This window comes from Lactobacillus sp. ESL0261, assembly GCF_003693025.1.
Taxonomy (GTDB): domain Bacteria; phylum Bacillota; class Bacilli; order Lactobacillales; family Lactobacillaceae; genus Lactobacillus; species Lactobacillus kullabergensis.
In genome coordinates this window covers 61,909-87,051 of sequence record NZ_REHN01000014.1, presented here as the reverse complement: position 1 = coordinate 87,051, position 25,143 = coordinate 61,909, and the positions used below count along the sequence as shown (strand labels likewise).

The window sequence follows — 25,143 nt, the reverse complement described above, 5'->3', positions numbered from 1 at the left end:
TGATATGTTATTCTGCAATCTTGCTCAGACTTTGTTTCAGCAGTTTGCGAAAACTTTTGTCAGCTGGTAACGATTTATCCGCAAACCAACCAGTTCCCACGTTCACAATATCTCCTATTGCTAAATCTCTAATGCACCTGCTTGCCAATAATTGCTTTTGAGGATCAGTAAATTTCGTTCCTATTATCTGATTAAAAATAGCTTTTAATTCAGCAAAAGCCGTATCAACTTCTGGATAGTTATCAGTGCGTGGCATTTTTAAAACAAATTGAGTTAAGAGAAAATGATTCAGTGCTCTTTCACGAAATGCCATTGCAAAATCAATAATCGCTGTCAGGCCAGCTTTGCCAAACAAATCTTGGCGTAATTGATCTGTTAGTAGGTTAACAGCCCACGCAACTATGGCGTAATTTAGTGCTAACTGATTGGGAAAATAATTATATAGAGCTTGCGATTGAGTGCCAAGTTTTCTGGCAATGGCCGCAAAATTGTTTTCTTTATTGTCTTCAATTAACATAATACTTGTTTTAATAATTATTTCTTTAGACAAAATTTTTCGTGGCATTTTGCACTCCTTACTTAATTTGACTTTTACAACATGTAAACTATAATTACATAATGTAACTATACCATATAATATTAAGAAAATTAAGAAGGTCAAATATCATGAAAATTTTTTTGCTGGGACTAATAGGGTTGATAATAGGAACCTTCGTTATTCTTTTTGGCGGTGGTGGAGCAGCCATTTACCTGGCAATTTTGACGGGTTTATTTGGTCTCAATGCGACAACAGCATCTTCAACTTCCTTAGTGACAGCTTTGCCTTCATTAATTATTGGTGCAATTAGCTATTATCATCAAAGACAAATAAATACTAAAATAGGTAATCAAATGTTAATGACGGCAATTCCTGCTGTGATAATAGGCGCATTACTCTCAAAATATATTCCCGCTAAAATTTATAAATGGCTGATAGGAATCGTTTTGGTAGTTCTTGGTATTAATATGCTAATGAAGAAGAAAACGCAAACTGCCGCAACTGTTAAAAAAACGCAATATGCCAGACTAGAAGCGGGTATGTATGGTATCTTAGGTGGCTTAATGGTTGGCGTTGCTGGCATGAGTGGTGGCGCTGTTATTATTGGCGGTTTATTTTTGCTGGGATTACAAGATTTTCAAGCTACTGCAACTTCAACTTATGTTCTGGTTTTTATGACCATCACGGGTGCGATCTTTCATATTGCTGATGGACGAGTAGATTGGACAGCTGGCTTACCCTTGATGATTGGTGCCATCGTTGGTGCAATTATTGCACCTAGACTCGCCCAAATTCTAGCTAAAACTAAAATTACTCGTTATATGAAACCGACAATTGGTTTCTTACTAGTATTATTAGGAGTTAAGTCTTTGCTTTAAATCCTAAAAAATACGGTTTATTAGATTAAAAAACGTGATCCTGCTATGAAAACAGAATCACGTTTTTGGTGCATATTTAAATTCTATAATTGCACAGACATTATCTCGTCGAAATCTGCAGCAGATTTATTTGTCAGTGTGTATTTAACATTCTTAACCTTGTCTTTTGAATTTGTGATTACCACGATGACAGTTGGATCTTTGCCACTATCTTTAACTTGCTTAATATCCATGAATGCAATTTTTTGACCGGTGACAACTTCATCGTCCTTTTTAATAAAAAGCTTAAAAGGATTGCCTTTTAGTTCAACTGTATCAATTCCTAAATGTATTAAAACTTCTAGTCCATTATTTGTGGTAATACCAATTCCGTGTTTTGTTTCTGCCAACATAGTGACTTTTCCTGAAACTGGAGCATAAATGCTACCTTCAGAAGGCTTAACTGCAAAACCTTCACCCATACTTTTGCTGGCAAAAACCGAATCAGCTACATCTTCCAATGGAAGAACAACTCCGGCAGCAGGAGTACTAAAAGTCATGCTTTCTGGTGAGCTGGATTTTGTTTCACCTTTTTGAGCAACTTTTCCACCTAAAATAACTGCAACTAGAGCACTAGTTAAGAAAGCTGCTATTACCATTTCTGCCAGCATTTTTATATCTTCTTTATAATGATGATAGAAATCAATACCTCTTCTGAGGGGATAATATTTTGTTCCCTGATCTTTTAAAGCTTGATCAAATTCTTCTTGTGAAAAAGGATTATTTTGGTGCTTATCTTCAATTTGCTCTGGTGTCCAGCTAGGATCTAGGTAGCCGTAAATCTTGCGTAGAAATTCCTTTGCCTCCTTCTTGAAAGCCTCCATCTGCTTGAGAACACGCAATTGCTCCTCCAAGTAGGTAATTTTTACTATAGTTAATGTCTTCCATATTAGATGGCCTTTCTACATAGATAGCAATAGTATTTGATTTGAATTTAATAATAAACGTAATAATTATTTAATAACATTATCATATAGCTTAAAAATATACAATGAGTTTTTAGGCGAATGCTAAAATAAATATGCAGCTAGCGATAAACTTGCTATAACTATTTGTAATAAAGGAACCTAATCAAATAGCATTTTAAGTTGGAAGCTTTTTAGAGGATAATAAAGAATTAGGGTTTTTCCCTAGTAATAATACAAAAAATTAAAAATTTCAAAAATACAAAAGAGAAAAGAGATCGGAATGAATATTATCAAAAATCATTTTTTTGAAGGTGAAAGAATTCTTTTTGGCCTAAAAAATTCGCAGCTGGCAGGAATTACTTTTGGTGAAGGTGAGTCGCCGCTTAAGGAAGCCAGCAAAATTGATATCAAGGATTCTATCTTTAAATGGAAATATCCATTATGGTATGACAAGGACATTAATGTGGATAATACTGTATTTGAAACTATGGCTCGCAGTGGTATTTGGTATACCAAAAATATTACTGTTAAAAATTCGGCTTTGCAGGCTCCAAAATTATTTAGAAGAGCAGAAAAAATAGTCCTAGACCATGTTCATTTTGCTAATGCTGCAGAAACAATGTGGACTTGTAAAGATATTAGGATTACCAATAGCCAAATTAACGGTGACTATTTTGGTAAAGATAGTCAAAACATCTACCTTGACCACGTTAGTGTTATTGGTAATTATGCTTTTGATGGTGCCCAAAATGTTGAAGTACATCATTCCACTTTTATTTCTAAAGATGCCTTTTGGAACTGTGAAAATGTTACTGTGTATGATTCAATAATAGATGGTGAATATTTGGCGTGGAATAGCCACAATATTAAGTTCATTAATTGTCAGATTGAAAGCGACCAGGGACTTAATTATATCGACCATCTGGAATTGAAAAATACCAGTTTAATTCATACTGACTTAGCTTTTGAATATGTTTCTAATATTAATGCCACGGTTTCAAGCAAAATTGACAGTGTGAAAAATCCCATTTCTGGTAAAATTTATGCTCCTGCAATCGGTAAATTAATTTTGGATCCCCAAAAAATTACTCCTAGTGAAACTGAAATTGACTGTGCTAAAATTGATACAAAAGTTAATCATTCAGATGAAAACCAGAAACCGAAGGACTAAATATCATGAATAAATATGATTTTATTAATGCACCGGATAGAAGTACGACAGACTCAGTCAAGTGGCATGTTAAAAAAGGCGATTTGCCAATGTCAATTGCTGATATGGACTTTAAAACTGCACCGGAAATTATTGCTGCAATGAAAAGGAAAGTTGATCTCGGTGTTTTTGGCTACGAGTGGCCTGAAGATGACTATTTTAAAGCAGTGGCTGACTGGTACGAAACAGAACATGGTCATCGGCCTCAGCTAGAATGGATGATTTTTACTACAGGAGTGATACCCGCAATTTCTGCAATTGTAAGGCGAGTTTCCCACATTGGCGATAACGTTTTAGTTCAAGCTCCTGTATATAATGTTTTCTACAATTCAATTGAAAATAATGGCCGACATGTTTTATCCAATGACTTGCAATTTGATGGCGAAAATTATGCAATCAACTGGGATGATCTCGAACAGAAATTAGCTTTACCTTTGACAACACTAATGATTTTTTGTAATCCGCATAATCCTATTGGTAAGGTATGGACTCAAGAAGAGGTACAAAAAGTTGCAGAACTATGTTATCAGCATCATGTCATACTTTTGTCTGATGAAATTCATGGCGACTTGGTACGCAAAGGACCAGATTATACCCCAACTTTTTCAGTAAATGGTCCTGCACGCGAAAATGTCATTTCATTAGTTTCACCTAGTAAAACTTTTAACGTTGCTGCACTACACGCAGCAACAGCGATTGTACCAAATAGTAATTTGCGCGCTATGGTTAATCGCGGCCTTAATAGTGATGAGGTAGCTGAACCAAATTTGCTAGCTATACCTGGAACAATTGCAGCATATGAACATGGTCACAATTGGCTAAAGGCGTTGATTAAGCAGCTAAATGTTAATTTCACTTATGCTGAAGAGTTCATCAATAAGAATCTTCCGCAAGTCAAAGTAGTTACAGGCGCAGCAACATACTTAATTTGGCTTGATGTAAGTCAAATTAGTAGCGACTCGCAAAAATTAGCGGAATACTTAGAAAAAACAACTGGTCTGGTTTTGTCACCGGGAAGCATTTATCGTGGAAATGGTCACGACTTTTTGCGTATGAATCTTGCTTGTCCCTTAACCATGGTCAAAGATGGCTTAGAACGATTAAAGGCGGGACTGACAGAATATTTGGCTTGAGAGCTTTAAAAAGACAACTATGGTAATTATCATAGTTGTTTTTTATTGCCTAAAAATTTTAAGCGTATCAAAAATATTTATAGTATTTTTTAATCCTTACAGATGTTAAAACTATATGTTTCTAAAAATCATATTGTTTCATGTGAAACTGGAAAAGTAACGAGCTAAATAGTTAAAGTAGGCAATCATGTAGTATTTCCCGGGAAATATTGCCAAACTAGGAAATAACATAAAAAATTTGATTTAAATCTGTAGTTAAAAATTAAGAACTGCAGTTATCTTAGCAAAATGGAATATATAAATTGCTTTTCTTCAAATTTTTATTAAATGATATATAAGGAAAAATAAAAAGCCGCTTAAACTAATTGCAGTTATGGCGACTTTTGGCTTTTAAAAACTACTTTTAACTAAGATTAAGAGCAATTTGTGAGATTAAGGTGTCCATAAAGTACATACCAAAGAAAACAAAAATTGCGACGATTAAAATCTTCCAGGATATTTTAGTCAGTTCTTTCAAACGGTGGGTAACTGATATTCCAGCAAATGCTAGAACAGAGGTTGTTAGTGACAAAAAGTCTACAGCATTGATAACGCGAACGCAGTAGGGACTAAGCAAACAAAAAATTAAAGAAACAATTGAAACCCAGCCTAGAATAGGAAAGCCCTGAATGATTTTCCAAGGTACTTTTTTCATCAGCATACTAATAACTATGCCTAATAGCGAAAAAAGCCATAACATACCTAAACCAATGAATGTGTCAGTAGTAATTGGTGTGCTTTTGGGATTTCTAATTAATTTAACCCATTGAACAAATAATACTAAGCTAACACTAAGTAAAAGAATGACAGCATCTTTAAATAATTCATATAAATTGTTTTCTTTAGTCATGATCTGGATAAACTTCTTTCTTTTTGTCTAGCAGGCTGGTGATGTGTGTGTACATGAATCTTTGCAGAGGCACTGCTAGGAAGTACATGATATAAGTGCCAATAAAACTAGTTAGTAACTGACTGGCCGCGGCAAAGGACAAAATAGTGTCGCTGTGTTTTGGTACCAAAGCTGCTAAAGATGATGAAGCTGCAGTCATCATTGAACTAGAACCAACACCGGCACTCATTGCAACAGCTTTATAGTTAAAGCCCATTCCTAGAAGAAGTGGAGCAAGGATTGAAAAGATAATTGAACCAAAAATGGTACCAATTAAATAAATTCCGAGTACGCCACGACCCTCAGGAGAATTTAGCGTGTATTTTTCACTAATATATGCTAGTTCACCTTCGCGACCCAAACCTAAGGTTGAACCTATAGCTTCTTCTCTTAAGCCAAGTAATAACGCTACAGGTAAACCGAAGATAATCGTGCCTAAATTACCTAATTCGTGGACTAGAAAAACCCAACCAACAGAAATAATTTCGTTGATTTTAGGAGCAACATTTGCCCCATACCGTGCCATTAAAGGCAACATGATAAGAATCATGTATTTACCGGCAAATTGTACCCGTTTATCGTTATAGAGTTTTTTGATAGATTTTGTTGGGATTAAATAAACTAAAATGGCAATAATTACCGCAAATACTAGAGGTAAGATAGAGATTTCAATTTTGCCGATTTTAAATACTTGGGTACTAATCATTTCAGAAACTGTATCTATTAACAACACTAAAATGATTAGCGGACCATACGCTTTTAAATATTTCATTTTATTTTGCCATCTTTTCTAATTCAGTTAGATATTCTTCTTTTGTTTTCTTATAAGTTTTTACCTGATCTAAGTTATTTGAAATCTTAAGAATACTGTTAAAGACAAATTCAGGGAAAATTGCTAGTACAAATTCAGGATCAACTAAAGTAAAATCATCACCATGAATTGTTCCGTTCCAGCCGCCATAACCGATTTGAATGGTTGGTATTAAGAAACTAACATCTCCAATATCACCTGCTGCCATTGTGTAGCCACGGTCTTCTATTAAACCAGGAATTTTTTCATTTGCAGAAAAGACGTCTTTCACTATAGCACTCATACTCTTACTGGAAATCAAAGGCAGGTAGCCAACTTGCCTTTCGGACTCAACTGAGCCACCGAGTGCTGAGGCACAGCCTTCTGCTGCCTGTTTAAAACGATTCATTAGTTTTTGTGCGTTATCTATGTCAAAAAATCGTAAGTCTGTCCCCATTTTAATGTGATCAGGAATAACATTAATTGATTCATGATTTTCGCCAACAATTACTGGATTAAATCTTATGCGATTGGGATCTTTAACTTGCTGACGTTGCAGAGCTAAAGCGGTATTAAATAATGTTGCTATGCTTTGAGCATTAATACCTGCATCTGGGGCGAAAGCCGCATGACTTGCCTTGCCATAAAAATCGAAATATTCAAAATTAAAGCCTGCAAGATCACAATTAATTTCGATAGTGCGTTCATCAAAATCTTCGCCAATTGCATGAACTGAAACACAATAGTCAATATCGTCAAAAATGCCAAGTTTAATAGCTTCTTGTTTGCCACCGAAGTAATCTAGTTTACCTGCCTCTTTTTCTTGTTTTCTCCAGGCAAGATCAACAAATTCTTCGGATGGGGTGAAGATAAATGCTAGATTAGCACCAAAATCTTCAAGTCGCTGATTGCTAATTACTTCATTCAAGATTGCAAGTGCAGTAGTGACTTGGGTGTAATGACCACAAGCTTGCGCAGCACCAGTATTTGTATCTGCTAATTTGTGATTGGGCTGATAGAGTGAGTCTATTTCAGCGATAATTCCAATAGTTTTCTGGCTGCCATTAGTTAACGTTACCTTTAAACCTGTACTTAGATAATGTTCGACTTTTAAATTGGGACTAATTTTGTTAATTTCATCTTCAATCTTTTTAGATGTTTTAAATTCTTTATAACCAAGTTCTGGATTATGAAGTAAAAAATCAGCAGTTTCAGCTAGTTCAGCATAGTATTTTTGAAAACTTGACATTGTATCCTCACTTTTTGTTTTATTATTATCATATGTGACAATAATAAGAATAAAATAAAATTAGCAACTATGCAAGAACAAAAATATTAGCTTGTATTATTAAAGTTCGTATTTTATAATTTTTTCTATCAAAATATGTTACTAGAGGGTAGGTATTGATATTTAGACGAAAAGAAAAAATAAATTATTGAAATTACTAAAAAAGCAGATAAATCACATTTTGATGATTTATCTGCACCCGAAATTATAGTTTAAAAGTTGTTTTTAAAACAGAAATAGTTAAGAGCTTTATCTGTAAAAGTAAAAAATATAAAATATATTGTAATACAAATTAAAAATATCAGAAGATTTCTACCACTAGCCCAAAATGGCCAACAATTCGGTAAAAATTTTTCAACCAAAATACTGCTTATCATTATGGAGAAGAAGTATGCCAAAAACTGATAAAGTTTAAAGTGTTTGGGCTTACTTCTTAATCTTTTTTGATTTGCTGTTAGTTTTTGTTTATTTGTTTCCATAATTACACTCTATTTTTAAAATATAAAAATTGCAACTGGACTTAAAGCTAAGGCAGTTACTTCTGAGATTGTCATTTTATTAATTTGAAATTAATCATTCCTTTGCTTTTTAATTTTTGTACCGGTACCTTTTAAATTATATAAAAAATTTAATCATAAGCAAGTGATTAATTTAATGTAAATATTATTTATCCTATGATAATTATATCAATATTTTATATACGTTTAAGATAATGTATATTATAAATATTGAAAAAGGTACTACCAGATCAAGCTAATATTTAAATTAAAGTAAATAATTGAAATGCTTTTATACTAAAAACAATTACTAAATTACATATTATCATTTGACAGAATCAATTTTTCAGTAGATACTGGCAAAAGTTTGGTTTGTAAATGCAGTTAAACTCAGTAATAGTCAGCTACTTGTTTGCTGGAAAGGTAAAAATATATTAGTTAAAGAATTACAGATTATACAGACTTTTATCGTTTGATTGATGCATGATAGTCAATTCTTGTTTCATGTGAAACATAATTATAATATGGACGCTTCCTCGATATTTTGAGTAATACCCAGTTAGCGTAATGAAAATTAAGATAGTCTGACTAATAAACGCTATTTATAAAATGACCTTCATTGAGATGATTACCATCGAATCTTGCTAAACAGATTGAACATTGACCACGACCATGTGTAAATGATGCAATCACAAAGTCTCCAGCTGAATATCAACAACATTTTTTGCCCATTTTTTCAACAACGCTCGATGTTTCATGCTTCGTAGTTGAATTTGCAGAAATTTTGATATACCACAGAATCACCATAAATCAGATTCGCATACAGAGGGACGAACAACTTTTAAAATTGCATCATTTCCTGGTTGAAGTTTGGGCATAGGACATTCTTTTAATTCACTCTGCTTAGTTTAATAAATGCTCCTGCTTTCATTTATACTAGCTCTTTAGTAAACAGGCCGATCTTTTCCCTGTGTATCTGGATCGGCAATTCCAATGCTGTCATTATCATATAATGCAGGATTGCGAACAATTTTTAAAATTGCGTCTGCAATGCTTTTGCGTGAACCTGAAATACCAATATAAGGTTCATTATGAGTAGTAATAGAATATTTGATTTCATTACGATCATTGAGCCAGGGTAAACGTAAAGTAGTATAATGCAAGCCAGATCTTGCTAAAAGTTTGTCCGAGTTAATGGCAGCCTGTAGTCCCGGCATAACAAATTGGTGATTCCACCGGCCAAATTCACCTCCAACTTCGTTATATATACCCAGAATGTTAGCAAAAATTACACGTGAAACATGGTTAACTTTCATTGCTTCAATTACGTTTTTAGTAATGATATTGTCTTTAGTGTGATCTACAACGTCTACGAAAACTATATCTTGTTTATGCATAGCTTTATTAACGGCCTGATTGTCAGTTAAATCAACTTCCATTATTTGGGCTCTGGATCCCAATGAACATAAGCGATGTGGATTGCGCAAACCCAGAGTCAATTTGATATCTTTAAAAGTATCTTCAGATAATATTCTGCTTTCAACGATTCGAGCTATTTGACCATTAGCCGCTAAAATTAAGAAATTCATAATTACACCCCTTTTTGTAATTAATATTCAGTATAGTAGGTTCGAGCAACTCTAAGTCAAATTTTAAATAATTGTCGTTTAGTTTAGTTGAAAGTGAAATATAAAAATTAAGTGCTTTATCCTACCTTGGTGAAGTTGCTAAAAAGGAGATAATAATGAAAAAGTTTAGAATTAAAGATGTAAGCGAATTGCTGGGAATTAGTACATATACTTTACGCTACTATGAAAAAATTGGTTTATTAAAATTTGTTAAACGTGACGAAAATGGGATTCGTGAATTTGAACCAAATGATCTGATAGTGATTAGTACAATTATTTATCTAAGAAAAACGGGAATGCCGCTTAAGGAAATCAAAAAGTATCTTCAACTAGCTGAGAATGGTATTGATACAGTTGAACAACGCAAAGAAATGTTTTTAAAACAGAAGCAAAAAGTGATAGAACAAATGAGAGTGTTGCAGAAATCAATGGAAGTAATTAATCGTAAGCTTAATTTTTATGATGAAGCTGCAAAAAAACATAGTATGAATGTATGCAGGGATGAGCGCAAAAAGTGGTTAGCGGAAATATTGTCTGGAAAAGAAAAAGTGCAATAACTGCACTAAAGGTACATTATTACACATAATTTATATTATTTAAGTTTAAACAAAGCAACTTGGGCAGGTTTAAAGCAAAAGATTAACATTATTTTAATCATAATTATTTGCTTTTGACGGCAGTAGCATTAAGATAATAAACCAAATATCTCCAATTATTGGTATTATCATAATTAGAACCCACCAGCCAGAGCGATTAGTATCATGTAAACGACGAAAACGCAAAGATAGCATTGCAATCCAAACAACGAAGGAAATAATGAGAGAACTAGTCTTTATACTCCAATCGCCCCAATTATAAATATCATTAATTGAATGGCCTAATAAACCTTCAACTAAATGCATTAAAACAAAAGCTAATACCCAGTTAATAATTACTGGCCACCAATATTCAGACCGATTAGCAGTGCCAGAAAAATTAAAAATATTCTGCCAGAACTTTTTATATGATTTAAACATTAAATATTTCCTCCTATTTATACCTAATAAACTAATCATAAAGCATTGTATTGGAATGAGCAAAGATAATGTTCTTATGTGAATTAATAAGCAATATTTTTGTTTTATTATTATAAAAGCGGTATCTTGAAATTGAATTTATTGAAGGGAGAAAGTACAAATGGACAATAAATTATCAGACCCGTTAAAACGTTATCATCATGATGATTTTCCTAAGCAATCACAAGAATATCCTGGACTGCAAAGTAAAATGGATCCAGTACCTGCTGGAGACATGAATGACTATGAAGGCCACGGCTTATTAAAAGGCCGTCATGCCCTTATCACTGGAGGTGATTCCGGTATTGGTCGTTCTGTAGCAATTGGCTTTGCCAAAGAAGGAGCCGATGTTGCAATTCAGTATCTGCCAGAAGAAGAATCCGATGCTAAAGATACAGCTGAACTCATTAAAAAGGCTGGACGTAAGGCAGTTTTGCTGCCAGCTGATTTCCGTAAACGCGGCGAAGCAGCAAAAGTTGTTGAAAAAGCTGTCAAAGAATTCGGCAGCCTTGAATTGTTGGTCATGAACTCTGCTATCCAACAAAATGTTGATGGTTTAGAGAATTTGTCAATGGATCAAGTTCACGATACCTTTGAAGTTAATATCATCTCAATGTTTGAAATGGCTAAAGCGGCTGTACCGCATATGAAACCAGGCAGTGTAATTTTGACCTCGACTTCTTTAGAAGGATTCAGTCCATCACCAATATTGCTTGATTATGCTGCTACCAAAGCAGCAATTGTCAGCTTTTCTATTAATTTGGCTCAAAGCCTTGCTCCTAAAGGAATTCGCGTTAACAGCGTTGCTCCTGGTCCGGTTTGGACTCCTTTGCAGGTTTGTGGTGGTCAGCCAACTGATGCACTTGCTACATTTGGTCAGGAAGTGCTATTGAAGCGTGCTGGACAACCTGATGAAATAGCCCATGTTTATATTTTCTTAGCCTCAAATCTGGCAAGTTATGTTACAGGACAAGTATATGGTGCAACAGGTGGACCGGCAATTAATTAAAGATAAGCAATAAAATCTTAGTTTCCGTTTTTGTTTCTATGTGAGCAAAAGCGGATTTTTTATGCAAAATTTGCTTTTTGGATAGGGCTTCAGTATATTAAATAATTAATTAGTATTTAATATCCAAAGAATAGGGGTGAAGAAATGAATAAAAGTATTTTTCAAAAAATAGCACTACTGTCGCAAAAAAATGCCAGGATTATCGCAGATGAGTGGCATTACGACGGACAATATGCTTTTTACGATATGAAAAATGATCAAGAAGATTATGATGAAATAATTTCTCCCAAAATGCGTAAAAATAACTACTTTCAGGTTTTGGATACAAACGACAACTTAGTCGCCTTCTTTTGTCTTGATCCAGATAAGAAGAAAAAAGAACAAGTTGAAGTTGGGTTGGGACTAGCTCCTAATCTAACTGGTCATGGTCTAGGCAGCGAATTTATAACTGTCATTGAAAATTTTGTCAAAGATAACTATGACTATAAAGTAATTGTTTTATCCGTTGCTGACTTTAATTTGCGTGCAATTAAGGTCTACCAAAGAGCTGGTTATGTCAAAAGAAATACTGAAATGGTACATTCAAATGGTGGCAGCTATAAATTTGATATCATGTCAAAGAAAATTTGAGTTTAGCTTTATAGATATTTTATGAAAGAATTGCAGGTGGAAATAATGGACAAAACATGGCAAACAATGTCTGAAGCAGCGAAAAAAGTGCAAGGGTTCACTGCTATTGGTCCTCATATGGAAGCTGGTGGTGTCGCTACTGCTGTTCTAGCTGAATCAGGAAAAATTTATACGGGAGTTTGCGTTGACAAAGCTTGCGGATTAGGTGTTTGTGCAGAATGCAGTGCTCTTTTTAATATGATTACCAATGGTGAAACCAGAATTAGCCGGATTTTAGCACTAATGGCAGATGGTAAAAATGGTGCGCCGTGTGGAGCTTGCCGCGAGTTTATTGTTCAACTAATGGAAAAAGATTACCAAAATGTTGAAGTGATGCTGGATTATGAAAGAGGGAAGGTCGCTACAATTGGTGAACTGACTCCAGAATGGTGGTTATAATGGACGAAAAAGTAAAACAATTCTGGTATAACTTTTGTCTTAAGCACAATTTGGCTATTGCTACTAAAGTTGATGCCTGGGCTTTTGGTTCTAATAAAGAAGATGCAGAAGAATTGGCTGAACTAGTTGACAAGGGAATCAAAACTGCCACAACTTCGGAATATGTACCGGGTGATGAAGATATGCCTAAAGTTGGCGATTGGAACATAATTCTCGATGGTCAAGGTAAACCCGTCTGTGTTGTCCAAGATAAAGTTGTAGAAATTATTCCGTATAATCAAATTTCTGCAGAGCATGCTTATCATGAAGGTGAAGGAGACCGTAGTTATCAATATTGGCGCAAAGTTCATGATCAATTCTTTGAAGAAGAATTTAAAGCCAATGGTCAAAAATTTTATCCGCAGGCACCAATGGTATGTGAGATTTTTGAAAAAGTTGAATAATTTGTCTGTTGAAAAATTAAATAAATATGATATAGTTGAAACAATTTAGGAAATGAAGGTAATGCAAAAAATGGAGAATTAATTTCTGGTTTTATTAGTAAGCAAAAAAGTTTGATAACCAATGCTTTTATCATGCATTTTTGCCGATAATCAGAAATTAGTATTGTTCTCTATTAAGGTGGCGCTTTAATTTCACCGCTTTTTGTGCACTGCTAATCAAATTATGGGCAATTTGGTTATCAGTGCTTTTTCTTTAGCAAAAAGCAGGTGTTAACATGGAATATATTAAAATAACGAATCTTAAAGTAGAGTATCAAGGTGAGGTTTTATTTCAAGCTCCACATTTAAATGTTCAAGACCAGCAAATAATCGGTTTGATAGGTGATAATGGTGTAGGTAAAACTACGTTAGTTAACATTATTGCTGAAAAGCCTACAGTTTTTGAGGTAGAAGGTCAAGTTAAAAGAAATTGCCATACTATTTTAGTACCACAAATTTTAAATAACAGTGAGCAAAGTGGTGGAGAAAAGGAAAAGGCAGCTATTGTTCGAGCATTACTTCAGATAAATCAAACTCAGAATTCTCTGCTAATTTTGGATGAGCCGACATCTAATTTAGATATTGAGCAACAAAGATGGCTAATTAAAGCCTTAGACAGTTTAAAACAACCAATTCTGTTAATTAGTCATGATCAGGCTTTTTTAAGTAAGCTTGTCAATGTTATCTGGCAGATCAAGGACCAGCAAGTTCATGAATTTAAGGGTACTTATGACGAATACCAGCAATTTCTTAGAGCACAAGAAAAAAGGCAGAATGCTGAGTATGTTCAAAAACAAGTTGAAATTAAAAAACTAAGAAAAAATCAAGTGGATTACGAAACTAGGGCTAAAAAATCTACTAAGAAAAAGAAAAATATATCTTGGTCCGATTGGAAAATAAGAGATAGTAGCGGTTTAGAGAAAAGCCTTTTTCGTAAAAGTACTTTACTGAAAAGGCGTATAACTAAAGCAGAAATGACGTTGAAAAAGCCGCAAGTTCATCAGCCAATCACTTTAGGTAATATTGAAAATATGAATCTGGAGCTGTCTCAGAAAAGCAGCATAGTCAGATTCAAGACTCAAGATGTTGCTGTTCATAAAAAGCAATTATTCAGTATAACTAAAGAATTGAAAATCAAAGGAAAAGAAAAAATAGCGTTAACTGGAAAAAATGGTGCTGGAAAATCAGTTTTTTTAGCAAAATTATTTCACAAAGAACTGGCTGTCTGGCTTAATCCGCAGCTAAAAATGGGCTATTTCCAACAAAATATGGCGCAGGAAACTGAAGAAACAGCTACAGTAAAAGAAGTAATATATAAAAACAGCATTTTTAATAAAACCACTACAATGCAGCTTTTAGGTGACTTACATCTGCAAAGGTCTTTGGATAACCAAGTTAGTGCTTTGAGTGGAGGCCAGCTGGTTTGTTATAAATTGGCAAAAGTGCTTTTAGGTGAACATAACTTGCTGATACTTGATGAGCCGGACAACTTTTTAGATATTTCATCTATTAATGCTTTAGAAGAATTTTTAAGAAACTATCCGTTTGCTGTTATTGTAGTTTCTCACGATCAGAAATTATTAAAAGATTTAAACTTTACTTCTTGGAAAATAAAAAATCATAAGTTGATAACGCCTAGTGATTTTTCGAGTAAAGAAAATGCCAAAAATGCTAATCAGATTAGTTTATTGCAATTCAAATTAGACAAACTGATTTCTGATCCTAATGCTTCATTTAATGACATTGAAAATATTTCCCGGGAAATAAATAGGATTTCTAAAAAGGACTAAGTCTTATTAACTGCGGTAATAGCAGGAAAATTATTGTAGCTAGTACAATTTAAAAAATTATAGATGACTTGTTTTTAGTTTAAGTATTTTGCTATAAAACAATTAAGGGGGCAATATTAAAAACAAATGGCACACGTAAATTGCTAATAACTATTATAATGTTAATAACTAGTAGTATAAGTTTAATTAAGGAGGAAAAATGACAAAACCAATTATTGGCATTGCAGGATCTGAAATGATTGATTCTGCTGGAATGTTTCCAGGATACAGACGTAGTTATGTTAATGAAGACTATGTGGATTCTGTTGTTAAAAATGGCGGAATTCCCTTCATAATTCCTTTTACTGAAGATGATGAAGTTATTAAAAGCCAGATGGCTCATGTACAAGGATTGATTTTATCTGGAGGACATGATGTTGATCCTCACTTATATGGTGAAGAATTAATGCCTAAGATTGGTCCCATTTGGCCTCAGAGAGATCACTTTGACATGTTGCTTTTAAAAATTGCTGAAGAAACTAATAAACCTGTTCTGGGAGTTTGTCGTGGGGCACAAATTATTAACGTAGCACATGGCGGCAGTCTCTACCAGGATATTAGTTATCGCTCAGAGCAAACTCTAAAACATGAACAAGGTCATACACCTGATTTACCTACTCATAAAGTAACAATTAAGGGAAACAGCTTGTTGGCTAAAACATTAGGTAAGACGGAGTGTATGGTTAATTCTTTTCACCACCAATTAATTAAAAAGGTCGCCCCGGATTTGCTTGAAGTTGCAGATGCAAGCGATGGCGTACCGGAAGGGCTTGAAAATAAACAGGGTACTGTTTTGGCGATTCAATGGCACCCAGAAATGCTGCATAACAATCCGGATACAAAATATATGAATAATTTATTTAAATTTGTGGTTGAAAACGCCAAGTAGGGAGTAAATATGACTCAAAATAAAAACGCAGGAGACAAACTTGGCTTTTGGTCGATTGTTCTTTTAGCTATTAACTCAATTATTGGTTCTGGTATCTTTTTAACGCCTGGTAGTGTAGTTAGTCAGGCAGGGAGTAAAGCTTTAATTGTTTACTTCATTGCTGCAATTTTTGCCTCAGTCTTAGCAATTTCATTTTCAGCAGCTGCTAAGTATGTAACTAAATCTGGTGCTTCTTATGCCTATTCTAAAGCTGCTTTTGGTGATAACGTTGGTTTTTACGTTGGTATCTTGCGTTACTTTTCTGCTAGTGTTGCTTGGGGAGTAATGGCTGTCGGTGTAATCAAATCGACTATTTCTATTTTTGGTGGCAATCCTGACAATTTTTTAAATGTCACCATTGGTTTTATTATATTAATGATTGCAGTAACTGTAATTAACTTATTTGGGCAAAAATTTGTGAAACTTGTAATGAACATGGCTACAGCAGGCAAATTAGCTGCATTAATTTTAATTATTGTGGCAGGAGTCGTTTTGCTTATTACCACTGGAGCCAGCCATAGCTTATCATCCGTTGACCAAATAACGCAAAATGGACAAAGAATAGTACCAACTTTAACTACTACCGGACTTGTGATGGCTGTTGTTTCAGCATTTTATGCTTTTACCGGTTTTGAATCAGTTGCTTCTGGTTCGGAAGATATGCAGGAACCGGAAAAGAATTTACCTAAGGCTATTCCACTGGCAATTTTGGTTATTGCTGCTATTTATATTGGAGTAGTCGCTGTAGCAATGGTTTTGGATCCTAAGGCATTGATGACGACTAAACAAGTGGTAGCAATTAGTGCGATTTTTAAAAATGATATATTGCGGGATGTAATTTTAGTTGGAGCGCTTATTTCGATGCTGGGAATAAATGTTGCCTCTAGTTTTAATGCACCACGCATTTTGGAGGCAATGGCCCGTGAACATCAACTACCAGGTACTTTAACCGAAAGGACTAAAAATAACTTTCCCATTAAAACTTTCTTTATTTCTGAAGCATTAGCAATTTTAGTACCCTTAGCTTTTCAATATAACATGACTAACTTAATTACGTTGAGTGCTATGGTCAGATTTTTAGGCTTCATCATTGTTCCTCTGGCAGTAATCTGCTTTTACTATGGTAAAAATAAGCAGCCAATTTTACCGGCTCCTAAAAATGTATGGACTGATATTTTTGTACCAATATTGTCAATTGCTTTAGTAATCTTTTTGCTAGTTAAATATAATTGGCAAGCTCAATTTGGTATTATTGAAAATGGCAAAGTCGTTGGTGTTAACTGGTACGCGATTTTTATGATGATTTTTGGCTTCATAATTTTGCCGCTGTTTATGTTTTGGTTTTCCAGAAAAGAAAGAAGCAGTCAGCAATAAATTTTAAAATTTACAAAAAACCGGACTAGACAATACTAGTTCGGCTTTTTTTCACTGTTAATTAATGTATTTACGGAAGAAGTTTAGCTCATCTTCATTACATTTCTTGGCCAAGTCATCCTTTTGATTAACATGAAAAACATGACCTCGTGGATGTTTCTTATCACCATAGAAATGAAGTTCATGGTAAATATTTTTGGCTTTCAGATAGCCTGAAAGCATATAGGCGTTATCACGTAAGAAATCATCAGTGCATGTCATTAAAAAAAGCGGTGGCAGTGCTTGGGTCAAAAATTGTTCGGCGTTTAATTCTTCATGCTGATTTAAACGAATTTCAGGTCTGAAATAGGCTTCCGGTGCCCCAGTATATGATGGGATTTCAGTTAGGAAGTAGGCGCCACAATTTAAAGCGGCAGCTTTAATTGTTAAACGGGGTACTGAATAACCAAAATACTTGCGGTATTCATTGTTAGTGTAAGCTGCTAAAATTTGTTCTCCCATTTGGCCGCCGGCACTGTCTCCAACAATAAAGACGTTATTTAGATCGAATTGATATTTTGTCGCATTTTCCTCTTGGGCTACCCAGTGAAACACGCGGTTGATATCATCCAGTTCTCCGGGATAGACCACATCTGGTGCTAAACGATAATTGGCGTTAACTATGGCAAATCCTTCTTTAGCCAGAGCCAAGCAATAAAACTGATAGGTTTCTTTGGTGCCATATATCCAGCCGCCACCGTGAATATTTACGATTACCGGTAATTTAGCAGAAGCTTTATTCTTTGGTAAATAAACATCAAGTATCTGATATTTAGGATCTTCACCATAGGATATATCATCAAACCGGTCTACTTCCGGAATTTGTGTTGGCAATCCAGCATCGCGCTGATCATCACCTTTTTTAATTGCAACTCGTGTTTCTTCAACTAATTTTCGATAATCAGGTTCTGACATTTTGCAGCTCTCCTTTTTTGAAATCGCTTTAGTATTATATTCTACTTCATTACAAGTAAAAAAGAAGGATATAAAATCATTTTAAAGCGATTATTGAATACTTTTTTAAGAAATAAACACAGCCTGTAACTAGTCAATCCACGTGCTTTTTTCGGATAGTTCCGCATGCTTTAAAGCTGTGAAAACTTGTTGAAAATATTCCTTTTTTTCATATCCTTTGCGATAGGCAATGCCATTGGCAAAAGAATTATTGTAATTCAATAAAATAATGGCAAATTTAAGGCAAAGTATCAAATCTGATATCTAGATATTATTCTTTAAAGAAAAAGCCTAACTTAAAAAATTGGGTCTGTAATATGCTTTCAAAAGTTGTCTGTGTTCTGCTGATTTTGGTAAAAATCATCAACAAATCATTAATATACTAATCAAAAGCGATGATAAATTAACTATAAATATAAGCCATAAAAAAACCAAACTTGTTTAAGTTTGGTTTTTAAAATATCAGCTACTTTAGTTATTATTCACAGCAATAAAATTCTGATATGCTTCATTCTCTGAAGTAGTGGTAATCTTAAAATTATTAAAATCGGGCTGCTTCTGGTGCAAGTCATTTTCTGCAACGTCAATATAATGTGTAACTGTCGCATTTCCAATTAATTCAATCCAATAGCTATTGGCGTTGCGATGTACCTTTGTTTGGACAAATCCTCCGGGATTTGAAACAGTCAGCAATTTATCAAACAGATCCTGTGACTTGTTGGTCAAAGCGTAAATTAAGCTTGCTGCAGACATGCCAGTACCACAAGCGTTGGTAAAACCAACACCGCGCTCAAAAGTGCGAACGAAAAGGTGGTCAGAACTCAGAACTTGAGCAAAACTGACATTTACTCCATCTGGAAAATAAGGATTTTTATGATTTAATTTTGTTCCTAAATTTGCTAACAAGTCACTTTTTAAAACATCATCTGAAACTAAACTAATCAAATGAGGATTGGGAACAGCAACTGCTGAAAAAGTTAACTTGGGTGCAAATTCAGGTACTGCTTGGTTTAATAGCTCAGAGCAATCTAAGTTAGTAAAAGGAAGATCTGCAGCTGCAAAACTGACCGGGCTGATTTCGACACTAACTGCTTTAACGTTTTGCGCCCAGTCCGGCTGACAACTGACACGCAAATCGCTTTGCATTGTTTCGACTTTGAAAGATTGCTTGTGAAATTTTTGCGCTAGATAACGGCCCACAGTCCGTAAGCCATTGCCACACATGGAAGCAAAAGAACCGTCAGCATTAATGACCTGCATTTTGCCTATGGCTTGTGAGTGCTGCGAATTGCTGATCACTAACAAACCATCAGCTCCGTTTAATAATCCTGTGGCGGAGTTAGTTATTTGTTGGGCCAAATTTACTAATTCATTTTTAGTTAAAGGGTTTTGCAATTGGGTTTGATCTAGTAGAAAAAACGTATTCTGTGAACCGTGAACTTTTTGTAGTTGTACCATAAAAATTGCTCCTTAAATCAATTAAAAAACTGGTGGTAAATTTCTCTAACAGCAGCTGCTGCGTCTGCTTTTTTAGTACCTAGCATAATTGAGATCCTTGAAGCACCTTGGTTAATCATATGAATTGCAATATGCTTTTGTGCCAAAGGCAGCGTGATATTCTTCATTACCCCAATTTTGTTTTTCATTCCTTCTCCTACAACCATGATAATGGCATAGTCATCAATCCACTCTAATTGATCAGGATTAAGTGCCTGTTGAATTTCAAGACACATTTGCTGTTGCACTTGCTTGTTAAATTGGCGTTTGTCAAAGATCACAGTTAAATCGTCAATTCCTGAAGGCATGTGTTCATAAGATATATTAAATTTATAAAAAATTTGTAGTAATTTAAGAGTAAAACCGACCTGTTTATTTAGCAAGTATTTATGTAAATATAATGCGGCAAAATGACCAGAACTAGCTACTCCTGTAATTGTACTTTGAGTCTGAAAATTATTTTCAGGTACGATCATTGTTCCCGGCAAATCTGGATGATTGGTATTTTTGACATTAATTGGTATTTGCCCTTCAATTGCAGGAATAATCGCTTCATCGTGAAAAACTGAAAAGCCCGCATATGACAGTTCTCGCAACTCGCGGTAGGTCATGACCTTAACGGCATGGGGATGCGTAACTATTCTAGGATCAGCAGCGTAAATAGCATCGACATCAGTGAAATTTTCATAAAGGTCAGCGTCAAGCCCACGTGCCCAAATGGCTCCAGTAATATCAGATCCACCTCGAGAAAAAGTAGCAATTAAACCGTCTTGAGTAACACCATAAAAGCCAGGAACAATTAATAAGTCTGAAGTTTGAGTCCACTTCTGCAAATTGCTGTAAGTTTCCGGCAAAACCTGGGTGTCATTAGGGTTGTCAGTCACAATAAAACCAGATTCTTTAGGGTCTAAGAAACGAGCTGGTATATGACGATTTTGTAAAATTAAAGTCAAAAGCTGAGCATTTAGTTTTTCTCCATGCGCTTTAAAGCCTGCCATTAAAAAATCTTTACTTGGATAAGAAACTTGAGGTAGATTATATAATTCCTGCAATAAAGGCTTTAATAATTGTTCGGGTATTTTAAAATAAGCGGCAATGTCATGATACCTGGACCAAATTGTTGTAACAGTTTCACTATAATTTTGTTTATTAATTGTTTCCTGGGCATATTTTATTAATAAATCTGTTACTTTAGTGTCATTTTTATATCTTTTTCCTGGCGCTGAGGTAACTATGATTTTTCGAGTTGGATCAGCGTTAATAATTTTTAAAACTTTTTGAAATTGTTCTCCGTCAGCTAGAGAACTACCACCAAATTTTACAACTTTCATGTTAATACCTTTCACAATTAAATTTAATTTAAGTAATTAGTATTGGATTTTAACATTAAAATTTTAATCTTCAACCGAAAAAGAAAGTTGCTAATTAATAACGCTATTATTTCTCTTAAGAAAACTTTGGTAAAAAAGCTGTCGATAAATGCCGGTTTTAATAGCCTTTGCTACAACTTTTAAATAATTAATTGCAAAAAATAATTTTGAGGAATTGAAAGTTAAAAAATATTTGTCGGTAAAAATGGTTGACAATCATATTAATTAATAATAATATTTTAATAAATCGAAGAGGTTGCAACCAACAAAAGTAGCTGGTGGAGTTTCTGCAAAAGCTGAGAAACCAGTTAAAGGGGCGGTTGCCGAAGCGTTAATTATTGCGGTAATTAATTAGCTGGGACGTAATCTAACAGGTTACGGACTGTCGCAATTTTATATTCGCGGAGCGCTATCGACAAAATTGATACCAGATAATAACTTGAAGGACTCTTTTGTTAGGCACAACAAAAGAGCCTTTTTTATTTAACAAAAGGGAGAGACTTAAATGGCTGCTAATGATTATTACCAGACTAACGCTCAAGGTCACTTGGCAATTGGTGGAGTAGATGCATTGAAACTGGCAAAAGAATTTGGTACTCCATTAGTTGTTTATGACGTACAAAAAATCAAACAGCAATTTCAGGCTTTCCAAAAGGCATTCACAGAAGAAAGTGTAAATTATGCAATTAGTTATGCCAGTAAGGCTTTTGCTACAATTGCGATTTATCAGGTAATTAATGAACTTGGCGGACATGTTGATGTTGTTTCTGGCGGAGAATTGTACACGGCATTAAAAGCAGGATTTCCGGCAGAAAAAATCAGTTTTCATGGTAATAATAAGACAGCAGATGAGTTATTAATGGCTGTGCAAAACCATGTCGGCGTGATTGTTTTAGATAATTTTTATGAAATTAAGTTGCTGACGCAAACTTTGCAAAAAACAAATGCTCAAGTGCAAGTAATGCTGAGGCTAACTCCAGGGGTCTCAGCACATACTCACGAGTATGATCAAACTGGTCAAGAGGACAGTAAATTTGGTTTTGATATTAGATCAGGCCAAGCCGAGCAGGCATTTTTAGAGGTAAAAGCTAATAAACAGATGGACTTGATTGGCTTGCATGCACATATCGGTTCACAAATTTTGGAAACAGCGGGTTTTAAGCTGGAAGTTGAAAAACTTATGCAACTGGTCAATAACTGGAAACAAAAATATGATTACCAGCCTCAAGTCTTAAATTTAGGTGGCGGGTTTGGCATTAGATATACCAAGCAGGACAAAGTTTTGACTGCGCAAACTTTTATCAGTCAAATAGTGCAGACAGTTAAAAAATGCATACAAGAAAGTCACTTAAAAATGCCGGCTATCTGGATAGAACCGGGTCGTTCAATTGTAGGAGAGGCTGGTTATAGCTTATATACAGTTGGTGCACGCAAAGAAGTACCGGGACTATTGCCTTACGTTACAGTAGATGGTGGTATGGGAGATAATATCAGACCGGCACTTTATCAAGCACAATATGAGGCATTATTAGCAGAAAATCCTCATGCAGAGCCTGAAGAAACTGTCAGACTGGCAGGGCGCTATTGTGAATCAGGCGATATTCTGATTAACGAACTGGCACTGCCTCAAAGTAAACCAGGTGATGTAATTGCAGTTCTGGCAACTGGGGCTTATGGCTATAGTATGGCTTCAAATTACAACCGTGTTCCACGGCCAGCCGTTGTATTTGCAGAAAATGGTCAAGCACAAGTAGTAGTTACACGTGAAACTTATGCGGATCTAATCAGCCATGATCGCTTTTATCAAACGAAAGGATAATTAATAAATATGAAAAAAATGTCGGCTGCTGAAATCATTGATTTCATTGCTAATTCAACCAAAAAAACACCAGCTAAGGTATATGTCAAAGGCGAAATGTCTAAATTAGATTGGCCTGAAGACTGCAAAGTTTTTACTGAAACTCACACCGGTGTCGTTTTTGGAGATTGGCAAATTTTAAGTCCTTTTTTAGAAAAAAACGCAGAAAAGATAACATATTATCAAGTGGAAAATGTCAGTCGTAATTCTGCCATTCCATTATTGGATTTAAAAAATATTTCCGCCAGAATTGAACCGGGTGCGCTTATCCGTGAAAACGTTGAGATAGGGAAAAATGCTGTAATCATGATGGGTGCAGTCATTAATATTGGTGCGGAAATTGGTGAAAATGCCATGATTGATATGAATGCTGTTTTGGGCGGTAGAGCAATCATTGGTGCTAACAGCCATGTAGGAGCGGGTGCCGTAATTGCCGGAGTTGTCGAACCGGCTTCAGCACAACCTGTGAAAATTGGCAAAAACGTTTTGATTGGTGCTAATGCCGTGGTTTTAGAAGGAGTCCAAGTTGGCGACCATGCGGTAGTAGCCGCCGGGGCGGTAGTAACAAAAGATGTGCCTGCGAACAGCGTCGTTGCCGGAGTGCCGGCAAAAATTGTTAAAACGCGTGATCAAAAAACTGCCTCTAAGACAGGAATTGAACAGGGATTAAGAAAGCTGTGAATTAATGTTAACTTCTGAGCAACTTGTTAAAATCCGCCGCGATTTACATCAAATCCCTGAATTAGCCTTGCATGAACACCAAACACAAAAATATTTATTACAGATTATTGGCAATTTTACTCAAAAATATATTGAAGTTCGCACATGCCCTGAGCTGCCCACAGCAATATTGGTCAGGGTTAAGGGAAGCAAACCGCAAAAAACAATCGGTTATCGAGCAGATATTGACGGCTTACCTATTGAAGAAAAAACGGCTTTGCCGTTTACTTCCCAAACTCAAGGTCAAATGCACGCCTGTGGTCATGATATTCACATGACAGTGGCACTGGGAATTTTGGATTATTTTTGTGAACATCAGCCAAAGGATAATTTGCTTTTCTTTTTTCAACCAGCTGAAGAAAGTGAAAGTGGCGGTAAAAAAGCCTATGAGGCTGGAATCTTTACTGGCAAATGGCGTCCAGACGAGTTTTTTGCCTTGCACGTTACTCCTGACTTACCTACTGGCACAATTGGCTGCCGTTTAGGAACATTATTTGCGGGGACAACTGAAATCAATATTGATTTATATGGTAAAGATGGACATGCCGCATATCCACAACAAGCCAATGATATGGTAGTAGCTGCTGCTTCTTTAATAGAACAAATTCAGACAATTGTCTCACGTAGTATTGATCCCATTGCAAGCGGAGTTATCACAATAGGAAAGGTCAGGGCTGGAACAGTTAGAAATGCTATTGCAGGTCATGCTCATCTAGAAGGAACTATTCGCGGACTAACCCAAAAAATGATTGAAAGAATCGATCAGCGCCTGCGGTATGTGACTCAAGGAATAGCGCAGAGTTTTAATGCTAAAGTTGATTTGCAGCTTAATCAGGGTGGTTATTGGCCAGTTGAAAATGACCCCCAAATTACAGCAGAATTCATTAATTATATGAAGAAAAATCCTCAAATTGATTACCAAGAGATGCAACCGGCTATGACAGGGGAAGATTTTGGCTACTTACTGGCACAAATTCCCGGTACCATGTTCTGGCTGGGGGTGAACGATAATTCTCAACTTCATTCTGCAACCTTTAACCCACACGAAGAAGCAATAGTAACAGGAATTAAAGCAATGGTAGGCTTTTTACTGAGTCATATGTAGCTCAAAAGGAGAAAAAAC

Annotated in this window: 24 protein-coding genes and 1 riboswitch; of the genes, 14 read left to right on the top strand and 10 right to left on the bottom strand. The window is 35.2% G+C overall.

The annotated features are described in order from the left end of the window. Positions 1 to 7: 7 nt before the first annotated feature. Positions 8 to 565 carry a TetR/AcrR family transcriptional regulator gene (locus F5ESL0261_RS09780; protein ID WP_122053106.1) on the bottom strand — a complete coding sequence of 186 codons (558 nt, stop codon included), beginning with the start codon at positions 563 to 565 and terminating at the stop codon, positions 8 to 10. A gap of 101 nt (positions 566 to 666) precedes the next feature. On the opposite strand from F5ESL0261_RS09780, the gene F5ESL0261_RS09775 reads away from it, so the two are divergent. Further along, positions 667 to 1,416 carry a sulfite exporter TauE/SafE family protein gene (locus F5ESL0261_RS09775; RefSeq protein WP_122053105.1) on the top strand — a complete coding sequence of 250 codons (750 nt, stop codon included), beginning with the start codon at positions 667 to 669 and terminating at the stop codon, positions 1,414 to 1,416. 83 nt (positions 1,417 to 1,499) lie between these two features. On the opposite strand, the gene F5ESL0261_RS10230 is transcribed toward F5ESL0261_RS09775, so the two are convergent. Next, positions 1,500 to 2,297, bottom strand: coding sequence for a PTS glucose transporter subunit IIA (locus F5ESL0261_RS10230; protein ID WP_233560929.1), 798 nt, complete (start codon positions 2,295 to 2,297; stop codon positions 1,500 to 1,502). A 346-nt stretch (positions 2,298 to 2,643) separates the two neighbouring features. Between F5ESL0261_RS10230 and F5ESL0261_RS09765 the strand changes: the two genes are divergently transcribed. Further along, a complete protein-coding gene (locus F5ESL0261_RS09765) occupies positions 2,644 to 3,534 on the top strand; it encodes a DUF3737 family protein (RefSeq protein WP_122053104.1) in 891 nt (296 codons plus the stop codon). 5 nt (positions 3,535 to 3,539) lie between these two features. Further along, on the top strand, positions 3,540 to 4,706 hold the full coding sequence (locus F5ESL0261_RS09760) for a MalY/PatB family protein (protein ID WP_122053103.1): 1,167 nt from the start codon (positions 3,540 to 3,542) through the stop codon (positions 4,704 to 4,706). 403 nt (positions 4,707 to 5,109) lie between these two features. Here the strand turns inward: F5ESL0261_RS09760 and F5ESL0261_RS09755 are convergent, their stop codons facing one another. From F5ESL0261_RS09755 to F5ESL0261_RS09735, 4 genes are all read right to left on the bottom strand, one after another. Next, complete coding sequence (locus tag F5ESL0261_RS09755) at positions 5,110 to 5,595, bottom strand: hypothetical protein (RefSeq protein WP_045928807.1); 486 nt, start codon at positions 5,593 to 5,595, stop codon at positions 5,110 to 5,112. Next, the gene (locus F5ESL0261_RS09750; RefSeq protein ID WP_122053102.1) at positions 5,588 to 6,406 is read right to left on the bottom strand and encodes a DUF3100 domain-containing protein; all 819 of its coding nucleotides are present in this window, start codon (positions 6,404 to 6,406) and stop codon (positions 5,588 to 5,590) included. The genes F5ESL0261_RS09755 and F5ESL0261_RS09750 overlap by 8 nt, the downstream gene beginning before the upstream one ends. A gap of 1 nt (position 6,407) precedes the next feature. Then, entirely contained in the window at positions 6,408 to 7,673 is a 1,266-nt protein-coding gene (locus tag F5ESL0261_RS09745) for a M20/M25/M40 family metallo-hydrolase (RefSeq protein WP_122053101.1), read from the bottom strand. Positions 7,674 to 9,153: 1,480 nt separating this feature from the next. Further along, a complete protein-coding gene (locus tag F5ESL0261_RS09735; RefSeq protein ID WP_122053099.1) occupies positions 9,154 to 9,798 on the bottom strand; it encodes an NAD(P)H-binding protein in 645 nt (214 codons plus the stop codon). A 155-nt stretch (positions 9,799 to 9,953) separates the two neighbouring features. Here F5ESL0261_RS09735 and F5ESL0261_RS09730 point away from each other — a divergent pair, with 155 nt between their 5' ends. Next, positions 9,954 to 10,394 (top strand): MerR family transcriptional regulator, encoded by a 441-nt coding sequence (locus F5ESL0261_RS09730; protein WP_122053098.1) that lies wholly within the window; start codon positions 9,954 to 9,956, stop codon positions 10,392 to 10,394. Between the two features lie 93 nt (positions 10,395 to 10,487). Here F5ESL0261_RS09730 and F5ESL0261_RS09725 read toward each other — a convergent pair whose 3' ends face one another. Then, positions 10,488 to 10,853, bottom strand: a complete 366-nt coding sequence (locus tag F5ESL0261_RS09725) for a DUF805 domain-containing protein (RefSeq protein ID WP_122053097.1) — start codon at positions 10,851 to 10,853, stop codon at positions 10,488 to 10,490. A gap of 160 nt (positions 10,854 to 11,013) precedes the next feature. On the opposite strand from F5ESL0261_RS09725, the gene F5ESL0261_RS09720 reads away from it, so the two are divergent. The 7 genes from F5ESL0261_RS09720 to F5ESL0261_RS09690 all read left to right on the top strand — a co-directional run bounded on the left by F5ESL0261_RS09720 (position 11,014) and on the right by F5ESL0261_RS09690 (position 17,582). Beyond that, entirely contained in the window at positions 11,014 to 11,901 is an 888-nt protein-coding gene (locus tag F5ESL0261_RS09720; protein ID WP_122053096.1) for an SDR family oxidoreductase, read from the top strand. Between the two features lie 144 nt (positions 11,902 to 12,045). Next, the gene (locus F5ESL0261_RS09715) at positions 12,046 to 12,531 is read left to right on the top strand and encodes a GNAT family N-acetyltransferase (protein ID WP_199699954.1); all 486 of its coding nucleotides are present in this window, start codon (positions 12,046 to 12,048) and stop codon (positions 12,529 to 12,531) included. 45 nt (positions 12,532 to 12,576) lie between these two features. Further along, positions 12,577 to 12,969 (top strand): cytidine deaminase, encoded by a 393-nt coding sequence (locus tag F5ESL0261_RS09710; protein ID WP_370448928.1) that lies wholly within the window; start codon positions 12,577 to 12,579, stop codon positions 12,967 to 12,969. Further along, entirely contained in the window at positions 12,969 to 13,412 is a 444-nt protein-coding gene (locus F5ESL0261_RS09705) for an ASCH domain-containing protein (protein ID WP_109586908.1), read from the top strand. Before F5ESL0261_RS09710 ends, F5ESL0261_RS09705 begins: the two co-directional genes overlap by 1 nt. Before the next feature lie 275 nt (positions 13,413 to 13,687). Next, positions 13,688 to 15,241 carry an ATP-binding cassette domain-containing protein gene (locus F5ESL0261_RS09700; RefSeq protein WP_122053094.1) on the top strand — a complete coding sequence of 518 codons (1,554 nt, stop codon included), beginning with the start codon at positions 13,688 to 13,690 and terminating at the stop codon, positions 15,239 to 15,241. Positions 15,242 to 15,440: 199 nt separating this feature from the next. After that, entirely contained in the window at positions 15,441 to 16,169 is a 729-nt protein-coding gene (locus F5ESL0261_RS09695; RefSeq protein ID WP_122053093.1) for a gamma-glutamyl-gamma-aminobutyrate hydrolase family protein, read from the top strand. Positions 16,170 to 16,178: 9 nt separating this feature from the next. Further along, positions 16,179 to 17,582, top strand: coding sequence for an APC family permease (locus tag F5ESL0261_RS09690; protein WP_122053092.1), 1,404 nt, complete (start codon positions 16,179 to 16,181; stop codon positions 17,580 to 17,582). Positions 17,583 to 17,639: 57 nt separating this feature from the next. On the opposite strand, the gene F5ESL0261_RS09685 is transcribed toward F5ESL0261_RS09690, so the two are convergent. The 3 genes from F5ESL0261_RS09685 to F5ESL0261_RS09675 form a co-directional block, all read right to left on the bottom strand. Further along, entirely contained in the window at positions 17,640 to 18,536 is an 897-nt protein-coding gene (locus tag F5ESL0261_RS09685; RefSeq protein WP_122053091.1) for an alpha/beta hydrolase, read from the bottom strand. Positions 18,537 to 19,046: 510 nt separating this feature from the next. Beyond that, positions 19,047 to 20,033 carry a diaminopimelate epimerase gene (gene dapF, locus F5ESL0261_RS09680; protein WP_122053090.1) on the bottom strand — a complete coding sequence of 329 codons (987 nt, stop codon included), beginning with the start codon at positions 20,031 to 20,033 and terminating at the stop codon, positions 19,047 to 19,049. 17 nt (positions 20,034 to 20,050) lie between these two features. After that, positions 20,051 to 21,403 (bottom strand): aspartate kinase, encoded by a 1,353-nt coding sequence (locus F5ESL0261_RS09675; protein WP_122053089.1) that lies wholly within the window; start codon positions 21,401 to 21,403, stop codon positions 20,051 to 20,053. Between the two features lie 281 nt (positions 21,404 to 21,684). Then, positions 21,685 to 21,863, top strand: a riboswitch (Lysine riboswitch). An 84-nt stretch (positions 21,864 to 21,947) separates the two neighbouring features. Between F5ESL0261_RS09675 and lysA the strand changes: the two genes are divergently transcribed. From lysA to F5ESL0261_RS09660, 3 genes are read left to right on the top strand one after another with little or no spacing between them, the layout of a single operon-like run. Continuing rightward, positions 21,948 to 23,261: a diaminopimelate decarboxylase gene (gene lysA / locus F5ESL0261_RS09670; protein WP_122053088.1), complete on the top strand. Its 1,314-nt coding sequence runs from the start codon at positions 21,948 to 21,950 to the stop codon at positions 23,259 to 23,261. A gap of 9 nt (positions 23,262 to 23,270) precedes the next feature. After that, a complete protein-coding gene (gene dapD / locus F5ESL0261_RS09665) occupies positions 23,271 to 23,981 on the top strand; it encodes a 2,3,4,5-tetrahydropyridine-2,6-dicarboxylate N-acetyltransferase (RefSeq protein WP_122053087.1) in 711 nt (236 codons plus the stop codon). A gap of 4 nt (positions 23,982 to 23,985) precedes the next feature. Then, entirely contained in the window at positions 23,986 to 25,125 is a 1,140-nt protein-coding gene (locus F5ESL0261_RS09660; RefSeq protein WP_122053086.1) for an N-acetyldiaminopimelate deacetylase, read from the top strand. Positions 25,126 to 25,143 lie beyond the last annotated feature (18 nt).

Excerpts from the sequence above, each read along its gene's own strand:
- F5ESL0261_RS09700 (WP_122053094.1), top strand. The coding sequence starts at position 13,688 with ATGGAATATATTAAAATAACGAATCTTAAAGTAGAGTATCAAGGTGAG.
- F5ESL0261_RS09735 (WP_122053099.1), bottom strand. The coding sequence starts at position 9,798 with ATGAATTTCTTAATTTTAGCGGCTAATGGTCAAATAGCTCGAATCGTT.
- F5ESL0261_RS09715 (WP_199699954.1), top strand. The coding sequence starts at position 12,046 with ATGAATAAAAGTATTTTTCAAAAAATAGCACTACTGTCGCAAAAAAAT.
- F5ESL0261_RS09775 (WP_122053105.1), top strand. The coding sequence starts at position 667 with ATGAAAATTTTTTTGCTGGGACTAATAGGGTTGATAATAGGAACCTTC.
- F5ESL0261_RS09660 (WP_122053086.1), top strand. The coding sequence starts at position 23,986 with ATGTTAACTTCTGAGCAACTTGTTAAAATCCGCCGCGATTTACATCAA.
- dapD (WP_122053087.1), top strand. The coding sequence starts at position 23,271 with ATGAAAAAAATGTCGGCTGCTGAAATCATTGATTTCATTGCTAATTCA.
- F5ESL0261_RS09675 (WP_122053089.1), bottom strand. The coding sequence starts at position 21,403 with ATGAAAGTTGTAAAATTTGGTGGTAGTTCTCTAGCTGACGGAGAACAA.
- F5ESL0261_RS09780 (WP_122053106.1), bottom strand. The coding sequence starts at position 565 with ATGCCACGAAAAATTTTGTCTAAAGAAATAATTATTAAAACAAGTATT.
- F5ESL0261_RS09695 (WP_122053093.1), top strand. The coding sequence starts at position 15,441 with ATGACAAAACCAATTATTGGCATTGCAGGATCTGAAATGATTGATTCT.
- F5ESL0261_RS09725 (WP_122053097.1), bottom strand. The coding sequence starts at position 10,853 with ATGTTTAAATCATATAAAAAGTTCTGGCAGAATATTTTTAATTTTTCT.
- F5ESL0261_RS09710 (WP_370448928.1), top strand. The coding sequence starts at position 12,577 with ATGGACAAAACATGGCAAACAATGTCTGAAGCAGCGAAAAAAGTGCAA.
- F5ESL0261_RS09755 (WP_045928807.1), bottom strand. The coding sequence starts at position 5,595 with ATGACTAAAGAAAACAATTTATATGAATTATTTAAAGATGCTGTCATT.
- F5ESL0261_RS09685 (WP_122053091.1), bottom strand. The coding sequence starts at position 18,536 with ATGTCAGAACCTGATTATCGAAAATTAGTTGAAGAAACACGAGTTGCA.
- F5ESL0261_RS09705 (WP_109586908.1), top strand. The coding sequence starts at position 12,969 with ATGGACGAAAAAGTAAAACAATTCTGGTATAACTTTTGTCTTAAGCAC.
- F5ESL0261_RS09720 (WP_122053096.1), top strand. The coding sequence starts at position 11,014 with ATGGACAATAAATTATCAGACCCGTTAAAACGTTATCATCATGATGAT.
- F5ESL0261_RS09745 (WP_122053101.1), bottom strand. The coding sequence starts at position 7,673 with ATGTCAAGTTTTCAAAAATACTATGCTGAACTAGCTGAAACTGCTGAT.
- lysA (WP_122053088.1), top strand. The coding sequence starts at position 21,948 with ATGGCTGCTAATGATTATTACCAGACTAACGCTCAAGGTCACTTGGCA.
- F5ESL0261_RS09690 (WP_122053092.1), top strand. The coding sequence starts at position 16,179 with ATGACTCAAAATAAAAACGCAGGAGACAAACTTGGCTTTTGGTCGATT.
- F5ESL0261_RS09730 (WP_122053098.1), top strand. The coding sequence starts at position 9,954 with ATGAAAAAGTTTAGAATTAAAGATGTAAGCGAATTGCTGGGAATTAGT.
- F5ESL0261_RS09765 (WP_122053104.1), top strand. The coding sequence starts at position 2,644 with ATGAATATTATCAAAAATCATTTTTTTGAAGGTGAAAGAATTCTTTTT.
- F5ESL0261_RS09750 (WP_122053102.1), bottom strand. The coding sequence starts at position 6,406 with ATGAAATATTTAAAAGCGTATGGTCCGCTAATCATTTTAGTGTTGTTA.
- dapF (WP_122053090.1), bottom strand. The coding sequence starts at position 20,033 with ATGGTACAACTACAAAAAGTTCACGGTTCACAGAATACGTTTTTTCTA.
- F5ESL0261_RS09760 (WP_122053103.1), top strand. The coding sequence starts at position 3,540 with ATGAATAAATATGATTTTATTAATGCACCGGATAGAAGTACGACAGAC.